Genomic DNA, 16,473 nt, shown 5'->3' with positions numbered 1-16,473 from the left:
CGGGGCCGTGGACGGCCCTCCGTCCGTCCGGGGGAGGCCCGGCGCGCTCCGGTTGTCGGATGCCGAACGTAGAGTCGAAAACAGTCGGCACCGACGAGCGAGGTCGAGCGAGGACGAGGAGGACAGGCGCATGCACGACACCGGCAGCACCGCGCCGGCACGCCTGGCCGCCGTGTTCCTCCCCGCCGACCTTCCCCGCGAGGGCCGCGTCGCCTTCTGGGACCCGGCCGGACACCCGCTTCCGGTGAGCTCCGCCACCACCGAGCTCACCGTGGTCCGGGCCCACGGCCAGGGCGCCCGCCGCCGTACCGTCCCCGCGGTGGTCCTGCCGGTCGTGGCCGCCCTGCCCCTGCTGGTCCGCGCCCGGCACGACCCCGCCGCCCACCCGGCCACCGCCTGCTGGGGCGCCGCCGCGCTCCACGCGCTCCGGCTGGTCGCCCGCGGCCGCCTGCTCCCCGGCCTCACCTCCGAGGGGTACGACGCCTGGCGGGCCGGCCCGCTGGAACCGGAGGACGCCGCGCACCTGCGCGCGGTCGCCGCCGCCCTGCCCCCGGAGGGCCACGCCGTGCCGCTGCCCGGCCCCGCCCCGCTGCGGCTGCCCGGCCCGGAGTCCCTGGTCCGCGCCTTCCTGGACGCCGTGGCCGACGCCCTGCCGCGGACCCCCGCCGCCCCCTACGCCGTCGGCGGACCCTTCGCCGCGCCCGAGGCCCAGCGCCTGCCCGGCGCCCACGAGTGGGCCGCCGAGGTCGCCTCCGGGATGGACGCCGGCGTGCGGATCTCGCTCCGCCTCGACCTGTCCGCGTTCAGCCTCTTCGACAGCGAAGACGCTCGCGACGGCGCCACCGCCCCGGCCGGGACCGGCGCCACCGCCCCGGCCGGGACCGGCGGCGCCGTCGGCGCCGTGACCCGCCGGGCGGGGGCGGCCGTCGTCCAGGTGCACAGCCTCGCCGACCCCACGCTGATGGTCGACGCCGCCGCCCTCTGGGCCGGACAGGCCCCCGACGCGTTCGGCCCCCGCGCCCGGATCGACGCCGCCCTGGCCGTCCGCCGCGCCGCCCGCGTCTGGCCACCGCTGGAACGCCTCGCCGAACAGGACGTGCCCGACGTGATGGCACTCGGCGAGGAGGAGGTCGCCGATCTGCTCGGCGCCGCCGCCACCCGGCTGGCCGCCGCCGGGGTCACCGTCCACTGGCCGCGCGACCTCGCCCAGGACCTCTCCGCCACCGCCGTGGTCCGCTCCGCCCCGGGCTCCGCCACCGACGGCACCGGCTTCTTCGAGAGCGAGGACCTGCTCCGCTTCGAATGGCAGCTCGCCCTCGGCGGCGAACCGCTCACCGAGGCCGAGATGGACGCCCTCGCCGAGGCGCACCGCCCCGTCGTGCGCCTGCGCGACCGGTGGGTGGTCGTCGACCCCGCACTGGTCCGCAAGGCCCGCAAGCGCGACCTCGGGCTGCTCGACCCCGTCGACGCCCTCGCCGTCGCCCTCACCGGCGCGGCCGAGGTCGACGGCGAGACGGTCGAGGCGGTGCCGTCCGGCGCCCTCGCCACCCTCCGGGACCGCCTGGTCGCCGGGCCGCGGCCCACGGCCCCGCCGGCCGGCCTGCGGGCCGAGCTGCGCGACTACCAGCTCCGGGGCCTGGCCTGGCTCGACCTGATGACCTCCCTGGGCCTCGGCGGCTGCCTCGCCGACGACATGGGCCTCGGCAAGACCGTCACCCTGATCGCCCTCCACCTCCGGCGCGCCGAACGCGGTCCCGCCGGGCGGCCCACCCTGGTGGTCTGTCCCGCCTCCCTGCTCGGCAACTGGCAGCGCGAGGTCCAGCGGTTCGCCCCCGGAGTGCCCGTCCGCCGCTTCCACGGCACGGGCCGCACCCTCGCCGACGTCGACGGAGGCTTCGTCCTCACCACCTACGGCACCATGCGCTCCGCCGCCGAGGAACTGGCAGGGGTGGAGTGGGGCATGGTCGTCGCCGACGAGGCGCAGCACATCAAGAACCCGTACTCGGCGACCGCCCGCGCCCTGCGCACCATCCCCACGCCCGCCAGGGTCGCCCTCACCGGCACCCCGGTCGAGAACAACCTCTCCGAGCTGTGGGCGCTCCTCGACTGGACCACGCCGGGCCTCCTCGGCCCGCTGAAGTCGTTCCGCGCCCGGCACGCCCGCGCCGTCGAGGGCGGCGAGGACCCGGAGGCCGCCGAGCGGCTGGCCCGCCTGGTCCGCCCGTTCCTGCTGCGGCGCCGCAAGTCCGACCCGGGCATCGTGCCGGAACTCCCGCCGAAGACCGAGACGGACCGGCCGGTACCGCTCACCAGGGAACAGGCCTCGCTGTACGAGGCGGTGGTCCGCGAGTCCATGCTGGTCATCGAGGGCAGCCAGGGCATCGCCCGCCGCGGCCTGGTCCTGAAGCTGCTGACCGCGCTCAAGCAGATCTGCGACCACCCCGCGCTGTACCTCAAGGAGGGCTTCTCCCCGGACCGGGCGCGGGCCGACCGTTCCGGGAAGCTGGCCCTGCTCGACGAACTCCTGGACACGGTCCTCGCCGAGGACGGCTCGATGCTGGTCTTCACCCAGTACGTCGGCATGGCCCGCCTGATCACGCACCACCTCGCCGCCCGCTCCGTCCCCGCCGAGATGCTCCACGGGGGCACGCCCGTCGCCGAGCGCGAGCGCATGGTCGACCGCTTCCAGGACGGCGCCACCCCCGTACTGGTGCTCTCCCTCAAGGCCGCCGGAACGGGACTCAACCTCACCCGGGCCGGACACGTCGTGCACTTCGACCGCTGGTGGAACCCGGCGGTGGAGGAACAGGCCACCGACCGTGCCTACCGCATCGGGCAGACCCAGCCGGTGCAGGTGCACCGGCTGATCACCGAGGGGACGGTGGAGGACCGGATCGCCGAGATGCTGGAGGCGAAGCGGGCGCTCGCGGACGCGATCCTGGGCTCCGGCGAGGCGGCCCTCACCGAACTCACCGACCGCGAACTCACCGACCTCGTCTCCCTCCGGAGGCCCGCATGACCCCGCCCCACGCCGCGGAACCGGAACGGGACGCCGCCGCATCGCAAGCCGCCGTGCCGGGGGCTCATGTGGCGGACGGGGTGCGTGCGGCGGACGGCGCCGGCGGGCCGGGGGCCCAGGACCGTGACGCCGGCGTACCGGAAGGCGCCGTGCCGGACGTCCGTGCTGCGGATGCGTTGCGTGCGGCGGGAGCCGCGCAGGTAGCGGACGAGCATCGCCCGGGAGGGGACCAGGCCCGTGCGGGTGAGGCCGGCTCGGACGAGCCAGACCGGTCGGACTCCGCCGCGACGACGGAGTCGGCGAGCGCGGAGGCGCGGCCGGTCGCCGACGGTTCGCCGCTGGAGCAGCGCGGCGGCGTCGTGCCCGCCGGGGGAGGGGCGGACGGGCCCGGGGCCGGATCCGGCGGCTCCGGGGAAGCCGGTGCGCAGCTCGCGGGCCGGGAGGACGACGGTGCCGGAGACACCGTGTCCGGCGCCCGGCTGCCCGGTACGGGCACTCGGGAGGAGTCCGGCGGACACTCGCCGCAGAACGGTGCAGCCGAGGGCGGGGCCGACGCGCCTCGGGCCATCGGCGGGCCCACGGGCGGCGGGAGCCCGGCCGAGGCGGCGCGGCGGGCGCTGCGCGTGGCCCGCGCGCTGGCGCGTCCCACCACGCCCGCCGAGCGCGACCCGGCGCCCTCCAGCACCAGCCCCTCCGCCGCCGACGGGGCCACGGACCGCGAACCGGCCGCCGAACCGGCCGCCGAACCGGCCGCCGGACCGGCCGGAGCCCGTCCGTCCGCCGCCGCCCGCGCCGCCATCCGCCGCCGGGGACCCGTGGCGGAGTCCGAACCGGGAAGCACCCGGCCGGAGGGGGGCACCGGGACCACCCCGCAGGACGCGGACGCGGCACCGGGCTTCGCCCGAGGGCCGGTTCCGGGGGCGGGCACCGAGCCGCCGAAGCCGCCGAGCGGCGAGCCGTCCCCCGCGGAACGCGCCCGCGAGGCGCTCCGCGCGGCCCGCGCCGCCGCCGAGCCGGCCCACGCCCCCGGCGGTACGGCCCCCACCGGAGACCTCTCTGAGGGTGCCCTCGTGGCGGACCGGGGCGACGACGCGGCCGTCGCCGCTTCGCGGGCGTCCGTCCTCGCGGCGCGAGCGCGGAAGGCGGCGACGGAGCCGGCGCCGGACAGGATCAACCAGAGCACAACCCCGGCCGACGCCGAGCCGGACGAGGCCGAGGCCAACGACACCGCGGCGCGCGACCTGAACGACACCACGCGCCACCGTGGCGTGCCGCCCCGCGACCCTCGTCCCGTGCAGGACGCCCTCCCGCACGACCCGCCCGCGCCGCCCTCCACCCGGCCGCGCGGCGCCGGCGACGACCACCGCAAGACGTTCGACCGCCTGCCCCCGCGGGAGGAGGGCGCGGCCCTCGCCGAGACGCCGTGGGGCGAGGCATGGCTGACCGCGCTCACGGAGCGCGCGCTGGACCCCGCCCGGCTGGCCCGTGGCCGGCGCTACGCCGAGGGCGGCCGGGTCGACTCCATCACCGTCACCCCCGGACTGGCCATCGCCTACGTGCACGGCAGCCGCCCCCGTCCCTACCGCGCCCAGGTCCGTGTCCGCACCCTGGACGACGACGAGTGGGAGGCGTTCCTGGACGCCGTCGCGGAGCGCCCGGCCCACATCGCCGCCCTGCTGGACCGCCGGCTGCCGGAGGCGCTGCTCGACGGAGGCGTCGGCGCACCGCTGCTGCCCCGCCGGGGCGACCTGCTGCCGTTCTGCGGCTGCCCGGACACCGGCCGCCCCTGCAAGCACGCCGCCGCGCTCTGCTACCAGACCGCACGTCTCCTCGACGCCGACCCCTTCGCGCTGCTCCTGCTGCGCGGCCGGGGCGAGCGGGAGATCCTCGACGCCCTCTCCCGTCGCAACGCCGCACACGCCGCGCGTGCCGCCGCCGAGGCCCGCGCGTCCCGCCGACGCGACGGGGGAGTGCCGGAGGGGCTGCGCGCCAAGGACGCCCTCGCCCGCGCGGCCTCGGGACTCCCGCCCCTGCCGGCCCCGCTGCCGCCGCCCGAGCACCCCGGGCAGCCGCCCGCCTACCCCGCCGCCCCCGGCGGGCCGGACCCGTACGCCCTGGACCAGTTGGCGACGCACGCCGCCGTCCGCGCCCACGCGCTGCTCACCACCGGCGAGGACCCGGTGGGCGGGCTGACGCTCTGGCAGGACGCGGTGCGCATCGCGGCGGCCCGTCCCGGATCCGGACTCACGGCGGCGACCCGCACCCTCTACTCGTCCCTCGCCGCGGCGGCCGGCCGCACCCCCGTGGAGCTGGCCCGCGCGGTCGCCGCGTGGCGGCAGGGAGGGCCGGCCGGGCTGGCGGTGCTCGAAGGGGAACCGTGGGACCCGCCGGCCGGTCGCTTCGACCGCGCCCGCCCTCTGCTGCTGGCCGCCGGCCTGGCGCCGTTCCGGCCCTGGCGCAACCGCCTCACCCACCCGGTGGGCCACGCCCAGATACGCCTCGGCCAGGACAACCTCTGGTACGCCTACGAGTCCGAGCCCGGCGCCGACGACTGGTGGCCGCGGGGCACAGCCGACGCCGATCCGGTGGCCGCCCTCAGCGCCCTCGGCCCCGGCCTCGATCCGGCGGAACTCCCCCCGGAACCCCAGGTCCACACCACCGACGCGCGACGGTGACGCCGGTCAGGCGCGGGCCGGTCAGGCGCGGACCGGTCAGGCGCGGACCTTGCGGCCCCCGGCCGCGGGAGGGGAGCCCGTCAGGACTCCGACGCCTCCGCGTAGACATGGCAGAGTTCCGGCGCCCCGTCCGCCGCCCACGCCCGTCCGGCCGTGACCACGTCGATCTCCCGACCGGACGCCAGCCGGATCACGGGCAGCCCGTTGGGCCAGATCTCCCACAGCGCTCCGGGCACCGTGCGCACCACCACGGTCCCCAAGTACAGCCCCGCGTCGTTGCCCAGGCGCAGGACCGTCTCCTCGTCGTCCCGCCACCGCGGGGCGAGTTGGTCGAGCGCCTCCAGCGACGCGGGGGTGTCGTCCAGCACGACGCCCTCCGCGGCGGCGTGCTCCCTCAGCAACTCGCACTCGGCGAGCAACTCGGCGACCCCACCGGCCGACGCCCCCGGTCCGCCGGAGCCGGTGTCCGTGCCGTCCGCGGCGGAGGGCGGAGCGCCCCCCACCAGCACCGCCGTCCCCCGGGAAGGACCGTGCCTCTTGCGCCAGTAGTCCAGGAAGGGGATGTTCATGCCTCCCAGACTGGCACCGGCACCGCCCCCCTGACCATGGGGCGCGCGGACGCCGAACCGTCAGACGTCGAGGTCCACCACGACCGGGGCGTGGTCGGACGCGCCCTTGCCCTTGCGCTCCTCGCGGTCCACGTAGGCGTCCTTGGCCGCCTTGGCGAACGCCTGGTTGCCGAAGACCAGGTCGATGCGCATGCCCCGGTTCTTGGGGAAGCAGAGCTGCCGGTAGTCCCAGTACGTGAACGGGCGGTCGTACTTGAGGGGCCGCGGCACCACGTCCTCCAGGCCCGTCTCCCGCAGCGAGGCCAGCGCGGCCCGCTCCGCCGGGGTGACGTGGGTCATCCCCTCGAAGGCGGCGACGTCGTGCACGTCCTCGTCGGTCGGGGCCACGTTGTAGTCGCCCATCACCGCGAACGGGCGGCTGCCGGCCGCGTCCCCGGCCACGGCGGCCCGCAGGGCCTCGAACCACTGCAGCTTGTACGCGTAGTGCGGGTGCCCGACCTCCCGGCCGTTGGGCACGTACACCGACCAGACGCGGACCGGTCCGCAGGTCGCGGAGATCGCGCGGGGCTCCTCGACGCCCTCGTAACCGGGGTCGCCCGGCAGGCCCTTCACCACGTCCTCCAGGCCGACCCGGGACAGGACGGCGACGCCGTTCCACCGGCCCGTGGCGTTCACCGCGGCCTCGTAGCCCAGCTCACGCAGCGGCTCGAAGGGGAACTGCGCCTCGGCGACCTTGGCCTCCTGCAGGCACAGCACGTCCGTGCCGCTGCTCTCCAGCCAGGCCAGCAGCCTCGGGAGACGGGCGGTGATCGAGTTCACGTTCCAGGTGGCGATGCGCATGGCTCCACGCTACCCGCTGGGTCCGACAGCCCCGCGCGGACGGCCCGGCGCTCTCCGCGCGGCGCGTGGGCCGGCCCTCGACCACCTGCGAGCGTCCCCACCAGGCGGCGTGGCCCCCCGCGGCCGGGGTCAGAGCCGGGCCGAGTCGCCCGGCGCGAGCCGCAGGTGCTCCGTGCCGCCGAGGGCGCCGATCTGCCGGTCGTAGATCGGCCGGGCCAGGTCGGTCAGCAGGGCGTCGTGCACGTCGTAGGCGCGCAGCGGCCGGACCTCGCGGACGTAGTCGATCACCTCGGAGATCTTGCTCCACGGCGCCTGCACCGGTAGCAGCAGCGTCTCCACCGAGGCGCCTTCGGGCACGGTGAGCGCGTCCCCGGGGTGGAAGACGCGGCCGTCGACCAGGAAGCCGACGTTGGTGACGCGGGGGATGTCCGGGTGGATCACCGCGTGCAGCTCGCCGTGCACCTGCACGTCGAACCCGACGGCGGAGAAGGCGTCGCCGTTGCCGACCGTGTGCACCCGGCCGGGGAACGCCGCCGAGAGCTGGTCGGCGACCGAGGCCAGGGTCCAGATCTCGGCGGCCGGGTTCCCCTCCAGCGCGGCGCGCAGCCTGCCCTCGTCGAAGTGGTCCGGGTGCTCGTGGGTGACCAGGACGGCGTCCGCCCCGGACACGGCGTCCTCCTCGGTGAACGAGCCGGGGTCGACGACCAGGACGCCGCCGTCCTTCTCCAGACGGACACAGGAGTGGGACTTCTTGATGAACCTCATGGTTCCCATCCTGCCCCCCGGCACCGCGAGGCGGCGGTCACTCCTGCGGCATGGTCTCCTCACGCACCACCTGCTGGGCGATCGCGAAGGCCCGGTCGGCGGCGGGGAGTCCGCAGTACAGCGCGGTCTGCAGCAGCACCTCGCGGATCTCGTCCGGGGTGAGCCCGTTGCGCAGCGCGCCGCGGGTGTGCGCGGCGAACTCCTCCCAGTGGCCGCCCGCGACCAGCGCGCCGAGCGCGACACAGCTCCGGGACCGCCGGTCCAGGCCCGGGCGGTCCCAGACCTCGCCCCAGGCGTAACGGGTGGTGAACTGCTGGAAGTCGCCGGAGAAGTCGTCCGCGCCGTCCAGCGCCCCGTCCACGTAGGCGTCGCCGAGCACCTCCCGGCGCACCTTCAGCCCGGTGTCGTACAGGCCGTCCCGGTCACCGGCGCCGGAACGGCCCGGGGCGGGGGCCAGTTCGGCGATCGGCATGGCCCGGGGGCGCGAGACGCTCTGGGTGACGCCCGACGGCGCCGGCGTCCCGGGCCCCTCCGCACCGGACAGCCAGGCGGTGGAGAAGTGACGGACCAGCAGGTCGGTGACGGCGGCGGGCTGCTCCACCGGGACCAGGTGGGAGGCGCCGGGAACCACCGCGAGCCGGGCGTCGGGGATCCCCGCGACCAGCGTCCGGGCCTCGGCGGGGCCGGTGATCCGGTCCTCCGACCCGGCCAGCACCAGCGTCGGCACGCCGATCCCGCCCAGCTCCGCGCGCACGTCGAACGAGGCCAGGGCCTCGCAGCAGGCGATGTAACAGCCGGGGTCCGTCGTGCGGACCATCTGCACCGCCCACTCGGTGATGGCCGGCTGGGCCGCCGCGAACCCGCCGGTGAACCAGCGTTCCGGGGAGGACCGGGCGATCTGCTCCAGCCCGTTGCTGCGCACCACCACGCCACGCTGGCGGAACTCGTCCGGGGTGCCGAAACGGGGCGAGGCGGCGATCAGCGCCAGCGAGGCGACCCGCTCGGGGTGCCGCAGCGCGAGTTCCAGGCCGACCGCCCCGCCGAGGGCGCAGCCCGCGTAGCCGAAGCGGTGGACGCCCAGGCCGTCCAGGGTGGCCAGCAGGCGGGTCGTCAGCTCGGCGACCGAACCGGCGGGATAGGCGGGTGCCCCGCCGTGCCCGGGCAGGTCCCAGCGCAGCACGCGCCACTGCCGGACGAGTTCGGGCACCTGGCGGTCCCACATGTGCCAGGTGGTGCCCAGTGAGGGGCCCAGGATCAGGACCGGGGCGTCGTCTGGCCCGTCGAAGCGGAACTGCAGGGCCGGGGTCTTCGTCTCGCTCACCCTCCCCAGGGTCTCATCTCCCGCGCCGTTCCCCACCGCCGGGGTGCGCCGGGGCGGCGCCCGCGGGCGCTCCCGCGCGGTGCCGCACCACCACCGGCGCACGGCCGACATGGCGGCGCGGCGAACGCCCGACACCACCGCCGGAGTCCGGAGCCGGGCCGAGGTCAGCACCGGCGTCCTCGGCCGACAGCGTCGACAGCGCCGACAGCGTCGACAGTATTGACGGGCCGTGAAACAAGTCGATAGTTCTTGTATCACTGACTCTCGAGGGCAGGACCGACGTCGCCGCACGGGCGCCCCGAGGGGCCGCCGGTCCCGGGCAGCCGCCCGAGCCGCCCGTACCCTCCCAGAAGGAGGCACCATGACCGACATCGCCCCGGACGCCCCGCCGCGCGCCGCGACCTTCACCACCCGCTCTCCCGCCACCGGTGAACCACTCGCCGAACACCCGGTGCACGACGCGGAGGACGTGGCCCGTGCCGTCGCCCGCGCCCGGGAGGTCCAGGCCCGCTGGGCCGCCCTGCCCGCCGCCCGGCGCCGTGACCACCTGCTGCGCTGGAAGCGGGCCCTCGCCGAAGGCCTGGACACCGTCGCGCGGACCGTCGCCGAGGAGACCGGCAAGCCGGTCGGGGACGCCGAGTCGGAGGTCGTGCTGACGCTGGAGCACCTGGGCTGGGCGGCCCGCAACGCGGAGCGCGTCCTGCGGCGGCGGAAGGTCCGCACCGGGCTGTTCACCGTCCACCAGCGCGCGTCGCTGGTGTACCGGCCGGTGGGCGTGGTCGGCGTGATCGGGCCGTGGAACTACCCGCTCTACACCCCGATGGGCTCCATCGGCTACGCCCTGGCGGCGGGGAACGCGGTGGTCTTCAAGCCCTCCGAGCTGACGCCGGCCACCGGGGTCGTCCTCGCGCGGATCTTCGACGAGGCGGTGCCCGGGTTCGCGGGGCTGCTCACCACCGTGACCGGCGCCGCCGGGACCGGGGAGGCGCTGGCCCGGTCCGGGGTCGACAAGCTGGCGTTCACCGGTTCGCCGGGGACGGCGCGCGCGGTGATGGCGGTGTGCGCCGAGACGCTGACGCCGTTCCTCGCCGAGGCCGGCGGGAAGGACGCGGTGATCGTCACCGCGGACGCCGACCTGGAAGCGGCCGCCGACGCGGTCGTCTGGGGCGCGCTGAGCAACGCGGGCCAGACCTGCGCGGGCGTGGAGCGGGTCTACGCGGTGCGGGAGGTGTACCAGGAGCTGTGCGATCGGGTGGTGCGCCAGGCCGGGGAACTGGCGCACGGCCCGGCGGACGGCGCGGTCTACGGCCCGATGACGCTGCCGGGCCAGGTCGCGGTCGTCCGACGGCACGTGGAGGGAGCCCTCGCGGCGGGCGCCCGGGCGCTGCTGGGCGGTCCCGAGGCGGTCAAGGCGCCCTACGTCGGGCCGGTGGTGCTGACCGGCGTGCCGGAGGACGCCGAGGCGATGACGGAGGAGACCTTCGGGCCGGTCGTGGTGATCAACGAGGTGGCCGACACGGACGAGGCGGTGCGGCGGACCAACGCCTCCCGGTACGCCCTGGGCGCCGCCGTGTTCTGCGGCAACGGCCGTACCGGCGCGGCGATCGCGGCACGCCTGCGGGCGGGAGCGGTCTCGGTCAACTCGGTACTGGGCTTCGCGGCGGTCCCCGCGCTCCCGTTCGGCGGCTCGCAGGAGTCCGGGTTCGGGCGGATCCACGGCGAGGAGGGGCTGCGGGCCTTCACCTCGGTCCAGTCGACGACGGTCCAGCGGTTCTCCCCGCCGGTCGCGCTGACCTCGTTCCGTCTCACCGAGGAGGCCCGCCAGAAGGCCGTACGGATGGCCCGCTCCCTCCACCGCAGGCGCTGACGCCACGCGGCGGCACACCGCGCGACACCGCGCGACACCGCGTGATGTCCCGCGGCGGCACGCCTCAGGCGTGCAACAGCGGGGCGAGGTAGCGGCGCGCGAAGGCCCGGGCCTGCTCCTCGTCCTCCGTCGCGATGCTCCCGGACGGATTGAGCAGGAAGGAGACCGCCACCCGCACCATGAGCTCGGCGACGGGCCACAGGTCCTTCTCCGGGCGCCCCTCCGCCTGCTGGGCACGGTGCAGGTGGGCCGCCAGGTAGGAGACGGTGACCGAGAGGATGGTGCTGCCCCGCACCGTGAGGTAGGGCAGCACCAGCTCGGGCTCGAGCCTCAGCAGGCCGCCGAGCAGCGGGTGGGCGCGGGTGTGGCGCAGCGCGACGGCGAAGCCCTCCACCACGCGCTCCTCCATCGTCGGCAGCCCCGCCACGGCGGCGTCCAGCCGCAGGAAGAAACGGCGGTGCTCGCGCAGCAGGGTCGCCTCGACCAACTTGTCCTTGGCCTGGAAACGCCGGTAGACGGTGACCCGTGAGACCCCGGCCCGCTTGGCGACGTCGTCCATGGAGGAGCGGCGCAGCCCCAGCAGGGTGAACTGCTCCAGAGCGGCGTCCAGGATCTGCCGTGCCGTGGGGTCCTCGGTCTCCGGCTCGGCGAGGACCCGGGCGAGCCAGGCCTCGTTGATGTCAGTGCTCATGGTGGTCCTCACGATACCCGCGGACCACTCCCCGGGAAACGATGAAACAACTAGCATGCCTTTGTTGCACACCTGGTGTGCACGCCCGGTGCGCACCCCCGCGGTGCACACCGCTGTTCGCACAGCCTGGCGCGCGGTTCGCGCCGCGCCGACGGCCGCCACGACCGGAGGACCTGATGGGCAGTCGACTCACCGAAGAACAGGCCGCGTTCGTCGCGGCGCTCCGCGACTTCGCGCAGCGCGAGTGCGGAACCCGCGAACAGCGTGACGCGCTGACCGACGGCGGGCAGGAGGCCCACGACCCGGGGCTCTACCGCCGCCTGGCCGACCTGGGCTGGCTCGGCGTCTGCCTGCCCGAGGAGTACGGCGGCGCGGACGGAGGCCTGGCGGAGGCCTGCCTCTTCCTGGAGGAAACCTCGTACGGCATGGTCCCGGCCGGCGGGTTCATCACCACGGTCATCTCCGCCAAGGCCTACGAGCGGTTCGGCACCGACAAGCAGCGGCAGGAGGTGCTGCCCGGGGTGGTCGCCGGCGACGTGCTGTCGATCGCCATGTCCGAGCCGGGCGCCGGCTCGGACGTGGGCGCGCTGCGCTGCCGGGCCGTGCGGGACGAGGACGGCACCTGGGTGATCGACGGCCAGAAGACCTGGATCTCCAACGCCCACTTCGCGAAGACGATCCTGCTGGTGGCGCGGACCGGCGCGAGCAAGCACGGCGGCCTGACCATGTTCCACCTGCCCGCCGACACCCCGGGGGTGGAGATCCGGCGCATCGACACCATGGGCGGCCGGGAGGTGAACGACGTCTTCCTCACCGGGGTGCGGCTGCCCGCGGACGCCGTCGTCGGCGAGGTCGACCAGGGCTGGCCGCAGTTGATGGCCGGGCTGAACTACGAGCGGCTGTTCCTCGCCTCCAACATGCTGGGGCGGGCCCGCCGCGCCTTCGACGACGCCGTCGCCTACGTCCGCGAGCGCGAGCAGTTCGGGCGTCCGGTGGGCTCCTTCCAGGCCCTGCGGCACCGGGTCGCGGACCTGGCCACGGAGATCGAGTGCACCCGGCTGCTGGTGCGGGAGGTCGCGCTGGACTGCGACGCCCAGCCCGACAAGGTGTTCCCGCGCGAGGCGTCGATGGCCAAGCTGAAGGCGACCGAGCTCGCCAAGCGGGTCGCGCTGGAGGGCATGCAGATGATGGGCGGCTACGGCTACACGAAGGAGTTCGACATGGAGAGCCACCTGCGGGCGGCGGTCGTGTCCACCGTGTACGGCGGGACCAGCGAGATCCAGCGCGACATCATCGGCAAGTCCTTCGGCCTCTGACCCCACGGCCGGCCACCGACCCGACGGCCGGGCTCACCCGACGGCCGGCCACCGACCCGACGGCGCTCCCGGCCGCGCGGCACCCGCCGCGCGGCCGGGAGCGCTCCGCGTACGGCGCGGTCCGGTGACCCCGTACGCCTCGGCGCCCTGCCTCCCCTTCGGTGAGGGGAGGCAGGGCGCCCGTTCCGCCGGCCGCGGACTAGTTGTCGTACAGCCCGTCCAGCAGGTCGCCGTACTTGTCGCGGACCACCCGGCGCCGCAGCTTCAGCGACGGGGTGAGTTCGCCGGTGGCCGGGCCCCACTCCTCGGTCAGGAGCGCGTACCGCTTGACCTGCTCGGTGCGGTTGAGGCGGGCGTTGGCGGCGGCCACCGCGCGGTCCACCTCGGCGCGGACCTCCGGGTGGTCCACCAGGGCGGCGAGGCCGCCGTCCACCTCGATGCCGTGGGCCGCGGCCCAGGCGGGGGCCGCCTCCGCGTCGAGGACCAGCAGGGCCACCAGGTAGGAGCGCCGGTCGCCGTGGGCCAGCACCTGGCCGATGAGCGGGTGCTCCTTGAGCGTGTTCTCCACCAGGGCCGGGGAGACGTTCTTCCCGGTCGAGGTGATGATCATCTCCTTCTTCCGGTCGGTCAGCCAGAGGAAGCCGTCCTCGTCCATCCGGCCGATGTCCCCGGTGGCCAGCCAGCCCTCCGCGTCCAGCACCGAACGCACCGAGCCGTCCGGCTGGAGGTAGCCGCCGAAGACGGAGGAACCGCGCACCTCGATCTCGCCGTCCGCGGCGATCTTGACCTCCACGGACTCCACGGGACGGCCCACCGAACCGATGCGGAAACCGGTCCGGGGGCTGTTGGTGGTCGCCACGCCCACGGTCTCGGTCAGTCCCCAGGCGTCCATGATGGCGATGCCGAAGCCGGACCAGAACCGGACCACGTCGACCGGCATCGGGGCCGAGGCGCTGGTGGCCCAGGTGACCCGGTCCAGGCCGGCGGCGGCGAGGATCGGCAGCAGCACCTGCTCCCGGGCGGTCGCGTACCGCTCCTCGAGGTCGGCGGGCGGCGTCTCGCCCCGCTCCCGGTACGCCACGTGCTCGCGGGCGACCGCGGACGCCTGCTCGATGGCGGCCTGCTGCTCCGCGGGCATCCGGGAGAGGACGGCCCGCACGGCGGCCGACAGCTTCTCCCAGATCCGCGGGACGCCGAAGAACTGCGCCGGGCGCACCGCGCGCACCACCGTGCCGACCGCCGTGGGGTCGGGGCACAGGTAGACGTGCGAGGCGCGGTGACAGGGCAGGTAGATGCCCAGCATCCGTTCCGCGATGTGCGCCAGCGGCAGGTAGCAGACGTGCTCCACGTGCGGCGGCAGGTCCACCACCGCGTCCAGCGCCAGCGCGTTCGCCATCACGTGCCGGTGGGTCAGGACCACGCCCTTGGGATCACCGGTGGTGCCGGAGGTGTAGACGACGGTCAGCGGGTCCCCGGACTCGGCGGCGTCCAGTTCCTTGTCGAACGACTCCGGCACCGGGGTCTCGAGCAGGGAGGCGAAGGAGACGTGGGCGCCCTCCTCGCCGGCCTCGGCCACCACCAGCAGCTCCAGCGGGGTGTCCGCGTCGCTCAGCAGCGGCTCCCACACGGACACCTGCGCGGAGGCCTCCACCACGGCCAGCCGGGCCCGGCAGTTGCGGGCGATGTGGGTGATCTGCCCGGGGGCGGCGGTGCCGTAGACGCTGACCGGCACCGCCCCGAGGCGGACCAGCGCGAGGTCCGACAGCCAGTGCTCGTGCCGGTTGGACATCATCATCAGCACGTGGTCGCCGCGGCCCACCCCGAGCGCCGCGTACCCGGCCGCCAGGCGGCGGGTGCGCTCGTGGATCTCCGCCCAGGTGAGCGTGGTCCACTCCTCCGACCCGTCGGGCCTCCAGGAGAGACCGGGGAGGTCGGGGTAGTCGCGGGCGTTGCGGGCCAGCAACTGCGGCACGGTGCGGCCGACCGGGCTGTCGGCGGGGCTGTCGGCGGTGCGCGGTACCGAGGTCAACGGAGCCTCCATGCGGGTGACGTGACGTCCGCGGGAAGGGGACGTCCAGGACGGCCGGGGCGCGGACCGCCCCGGCGGATGTGCCGGGAGGTGCTGTGCGCGCGCCGCCGGGCCGGACGCGCGCGGGGTGACGGCCGGGCGGAGTCGGCGTCGGCCCGGCCCGGTCAGGCCAGGAGGGAGCGCCCGACGATCTCCTTCATGATCTCGGTGGCGCCGCCGTAGATCGTCTGGATCCGGCTGTCCACGAACGCCTTGGCCACCTTGAACTCGTTCATGTAGCCGTAGCCGCCGTGCAGTTGGAGGCACCGGTCGACGACCCGCTTCTGCAGCTCGGTGGCCCACCACTTGGCCATCGAGGCGTGCACGGCGTCCAGGCGACCCTCGCTGTGGTCGGCGATGCAGCGGTCCAGGAAGGCGCGGGTGACCGCGGTCTCGGTGGCCATCTCGGCGATCTCGAAGCGGACGTGCTGCAGCGCGGCCAAGGGCCGTCCGAACGCCTCGCGCTCCTTCACGTACGCGGTGGTGACCTGGAGGATCTCCTCGGCCGCGGCGGCGGCCCCGACCGCGATGGCCAGCCGTTCCTGGGCGAGGTTGCCCATCAGGTAGGTGAAGGCCTTGTTCTCCTCGCCGAGCAGGTTCTCCTTGGGGACCCGCACGTCACGGAAGAAGAGCTCGGCCGTGTCCTGCGCCTTCTGCCCGATCTTGTCGAGGTTGCGGCCCCGCTCGAACCCCGGCATGTCCCGCTCGACGACGAGCAGGCTCTGTCCGCGACTGCCGCCCCCGGGAGCGGTGTTGGCGACCACCACGACCAGGTCGGCGAGGATGCCGTTGGAGATGAACGTCTTCGAGCCGTTGAGGAGGTAGTGGTCGCCCTCGTCGGTGGCGGTGGTGCGGATGCCCTGCAGGTCGGAGCCGGCGCCCGGCTCGGTCATCGCGATGGCGGTGACGATGTCGCCGGAGACGAACCCGGGCAGCCAGCGCCGCCGCTGCTCCTCGTCGGCGAGCCGGGTCAGGTACGGGCCCACGATGTCGTTGTGCAGGCTCAGGGCGAGCCCGGAGGCGCCGGCGCGGGAGAACTCCTCGATGAGGACGGCGCTGTACCGCCAGTCGCCGGTCCCCCCTCCGCCGTACTCCTCGTCGACGGCGAGGCCGAGCAGGCCCTGACGGCCCGCCGCGCGCCACACCTCGCGGTCCACGACGCCGTCCTCCTCCCACTGCTCGTGGTGCGGCACGACCTCCTTGGCGAGGAAGGCCCGCACGGTCTCGCGGAAAGCCTCGTGGTCGGGCTCGTACAGGGTGCGGTTCAGGGTCACAGCCGGCTCCTCACGGATGGCCTCGACAGCTACTTACCGAGCGTTCGCTAGAACGTAGAGTCGCGACG

11 protein-coding genes are annotated in these 16,473 nt (G+C 75.3%); 4 read left to right on the top strand and 7 right to left on the bottom strand.

The annotated features are described in order from the left end of the window. Positions 1 to 130 precede the first annotated feature (130 nt). Together ABZ836_RS15390 and ABZ836_RS15385 are read left to right on the top strand one after the other, a co-directional pair. A complete protein-coding gene (locus ABZ836_RS15390) occupies positions 131 to 3,019 on the top strand; it encodes a DEAD/DEAH box helicase (RefSeq protein ID WP_361142322.1) in 2,889 nt (962 codons plus the stop codon). Positions 3,020 to 3,483: 464 nt separating this feature from the next. Beyond that, a complete protein-coding gene (locus ABZ836_RS15385; protein WP_361142319.1) occupies positions 3,484 to 5,694 on the top strand; it encodes an SWIM zinc finger family protein in 2,211 nt (736 codons plus the stop codon). Positions 5,695 to 5,774: 80 nt separating this feature from the next. Here ABZ836_RS15385 and ABZ836_RS15380 read toward each other — a convergent pair whose 3' ends face one another. The 4 genes from ABZ836_RS15380 to ABZ836_RS15365 all read right to left on the bottom strand — a co-directional run bounded on the left by ABZ836_RS15380 (position 5,775) and on the right by ABZ836_RS15365 (position 9,189). After that, positions 5,775 to 6,263 carry a DUF6278 family protein gene (locus tag ABZ836_RS15380; protein ID WP_356137873.1) on the bottom strand — a complete coding sequence of 163 codons (489 nt, stop codon included), beginning with the start codon at positions 6,261 to 6,263 and terminating at the stop codon, positions 5,775 to 5,777. A 60-nt stretch (positions 6,264 to 6,323) separates the two neighbouring features. Beyond that, entirely contained in the window at positions 6,324 to 7,103 is a 780-nt protein-coding gene (locus ABZ836_RS15375; RefSeq protein ID WP_361142316.1) for an exodeoxyribonuclease III, read from the bottom strand. 129 nt (positions 7,104 to 7,232) lie between these two features. Then, entirely contained in the window at positions 7,233 to 7,868 is a 636-nt protein-coding gene (locus ABZ836_RS15370) for an MBL fold metallo-hydrolase (RefSeq protein WP_361142313.1), read from the bottom strand. Positions 7,869 to 7,905: 37 nt separating this feature from the next. Next, complete coding sequence (locus tag ABZ836_RS15365) at positions 7,906 to 9,189, bottom strand: alpha/beta fold hydrolase (RefSeq protein ID WP_356137867.1); 1,284 nt, start codon at positions 9,187 to 9,189, stop codon at positions 7,906 to 7,908. Between the two features lie 361 nt (positions 9,190 to 9,550). Here ABZ836_RS15365 and ABZ836_RS15360 point away from each other — a divergent pair, with 361 nt between their 5' ends. Beyond that, positions 9,551 to 11,056, top strand: coding sequence for an aldehyde dehydrogenase family protein (locus ABZ836_RS15360; protein ID WP_361142310.1), 1,506 nt, complete (start codon positions 9,551 to 9,553; stop codon positions 11,054 to 11,056). A gap of 64 nt (positions 11,057 to 11,120) precedes the next feature. Here the strand turns inward: ABZ836_RS15360 and ABZ836_RS15355 are convergent, their stop codons facing one another. Next, positions 11,121 to 11,747 carry a TetR family transcriptional regulator gene (locus tag ABZ836_RS15355; protein ID WP_356137863.1) on the bottom strand — a complete coding sequence of 209 codons (627 nt, stop codon included), beginning with the start codon at positions 11,745 to 11,747 and terminating at the stop codon, positions 11,121 to 11,123. Positions 11,748 to 11,923: 176 nt separating this feature from the next. Between ABZ836_RS15355 and ABZ836_RS15350 the strand changes: the two genes are divergently transcribed. Then, positions 11,924 to 13,063, top strand: coding sequence for an acyl-CoA dehydrogenase family protein (locus ABZ836_RS15350; RefSeq protein ID WP_356137861.1), 1,140 nt, complete (start codon positions 11,924 to 11,926; stop codon positions 13,061 to 13,063). A 199-nt stretch (positions 13,064 to 13,262) separates the two neighbouring features. Here the strand turns inward: ABZ836_RS15350 and ABZ836_RS15345 are convergent, their stop codons facing one another. Further along, positions 13,263 to 15,092 (bottom strand): AMP-dependent synthetase/ligase, encoded by a 1,830-nt coding sequence (locus ABZ836_RS15345; RefSeq protein ID WP_361142306.1) that lies wholly within the window; start codon positions 15,090 to 15,092, stop codon positions 13,263 to 13,265. A gap of 164 nt (positions 15,093 to 15,256) precedes the next feature. Continuing rightward, positions 15,257 to 16,399: an acyl-CoA dehydrogenase family protein gene (locus ABZ836_RS15340; RefSeq protein WP_356137925.1), complete on the bottom strand. Its 1,143-nt coding sequence runs from the start codon at positions 16,397 to 16,399 to the stop codon at positions 15,257 to 15,259. Positions 16,400 to 16,473: the final 74 nt, after the last annotated feature.

The organism is Streptomyces sp. NPDC047130, from assembly GCF_040643475.1.
Taxonomy (GTDB): Bacteria; Actinomycetota; Actinomycetes; order Streptomycetales; family Streptomycetaceae; genus Streptomyces.
This window is presented reverse-complemented; position numbering and strand designations above follow the sequence as displayed.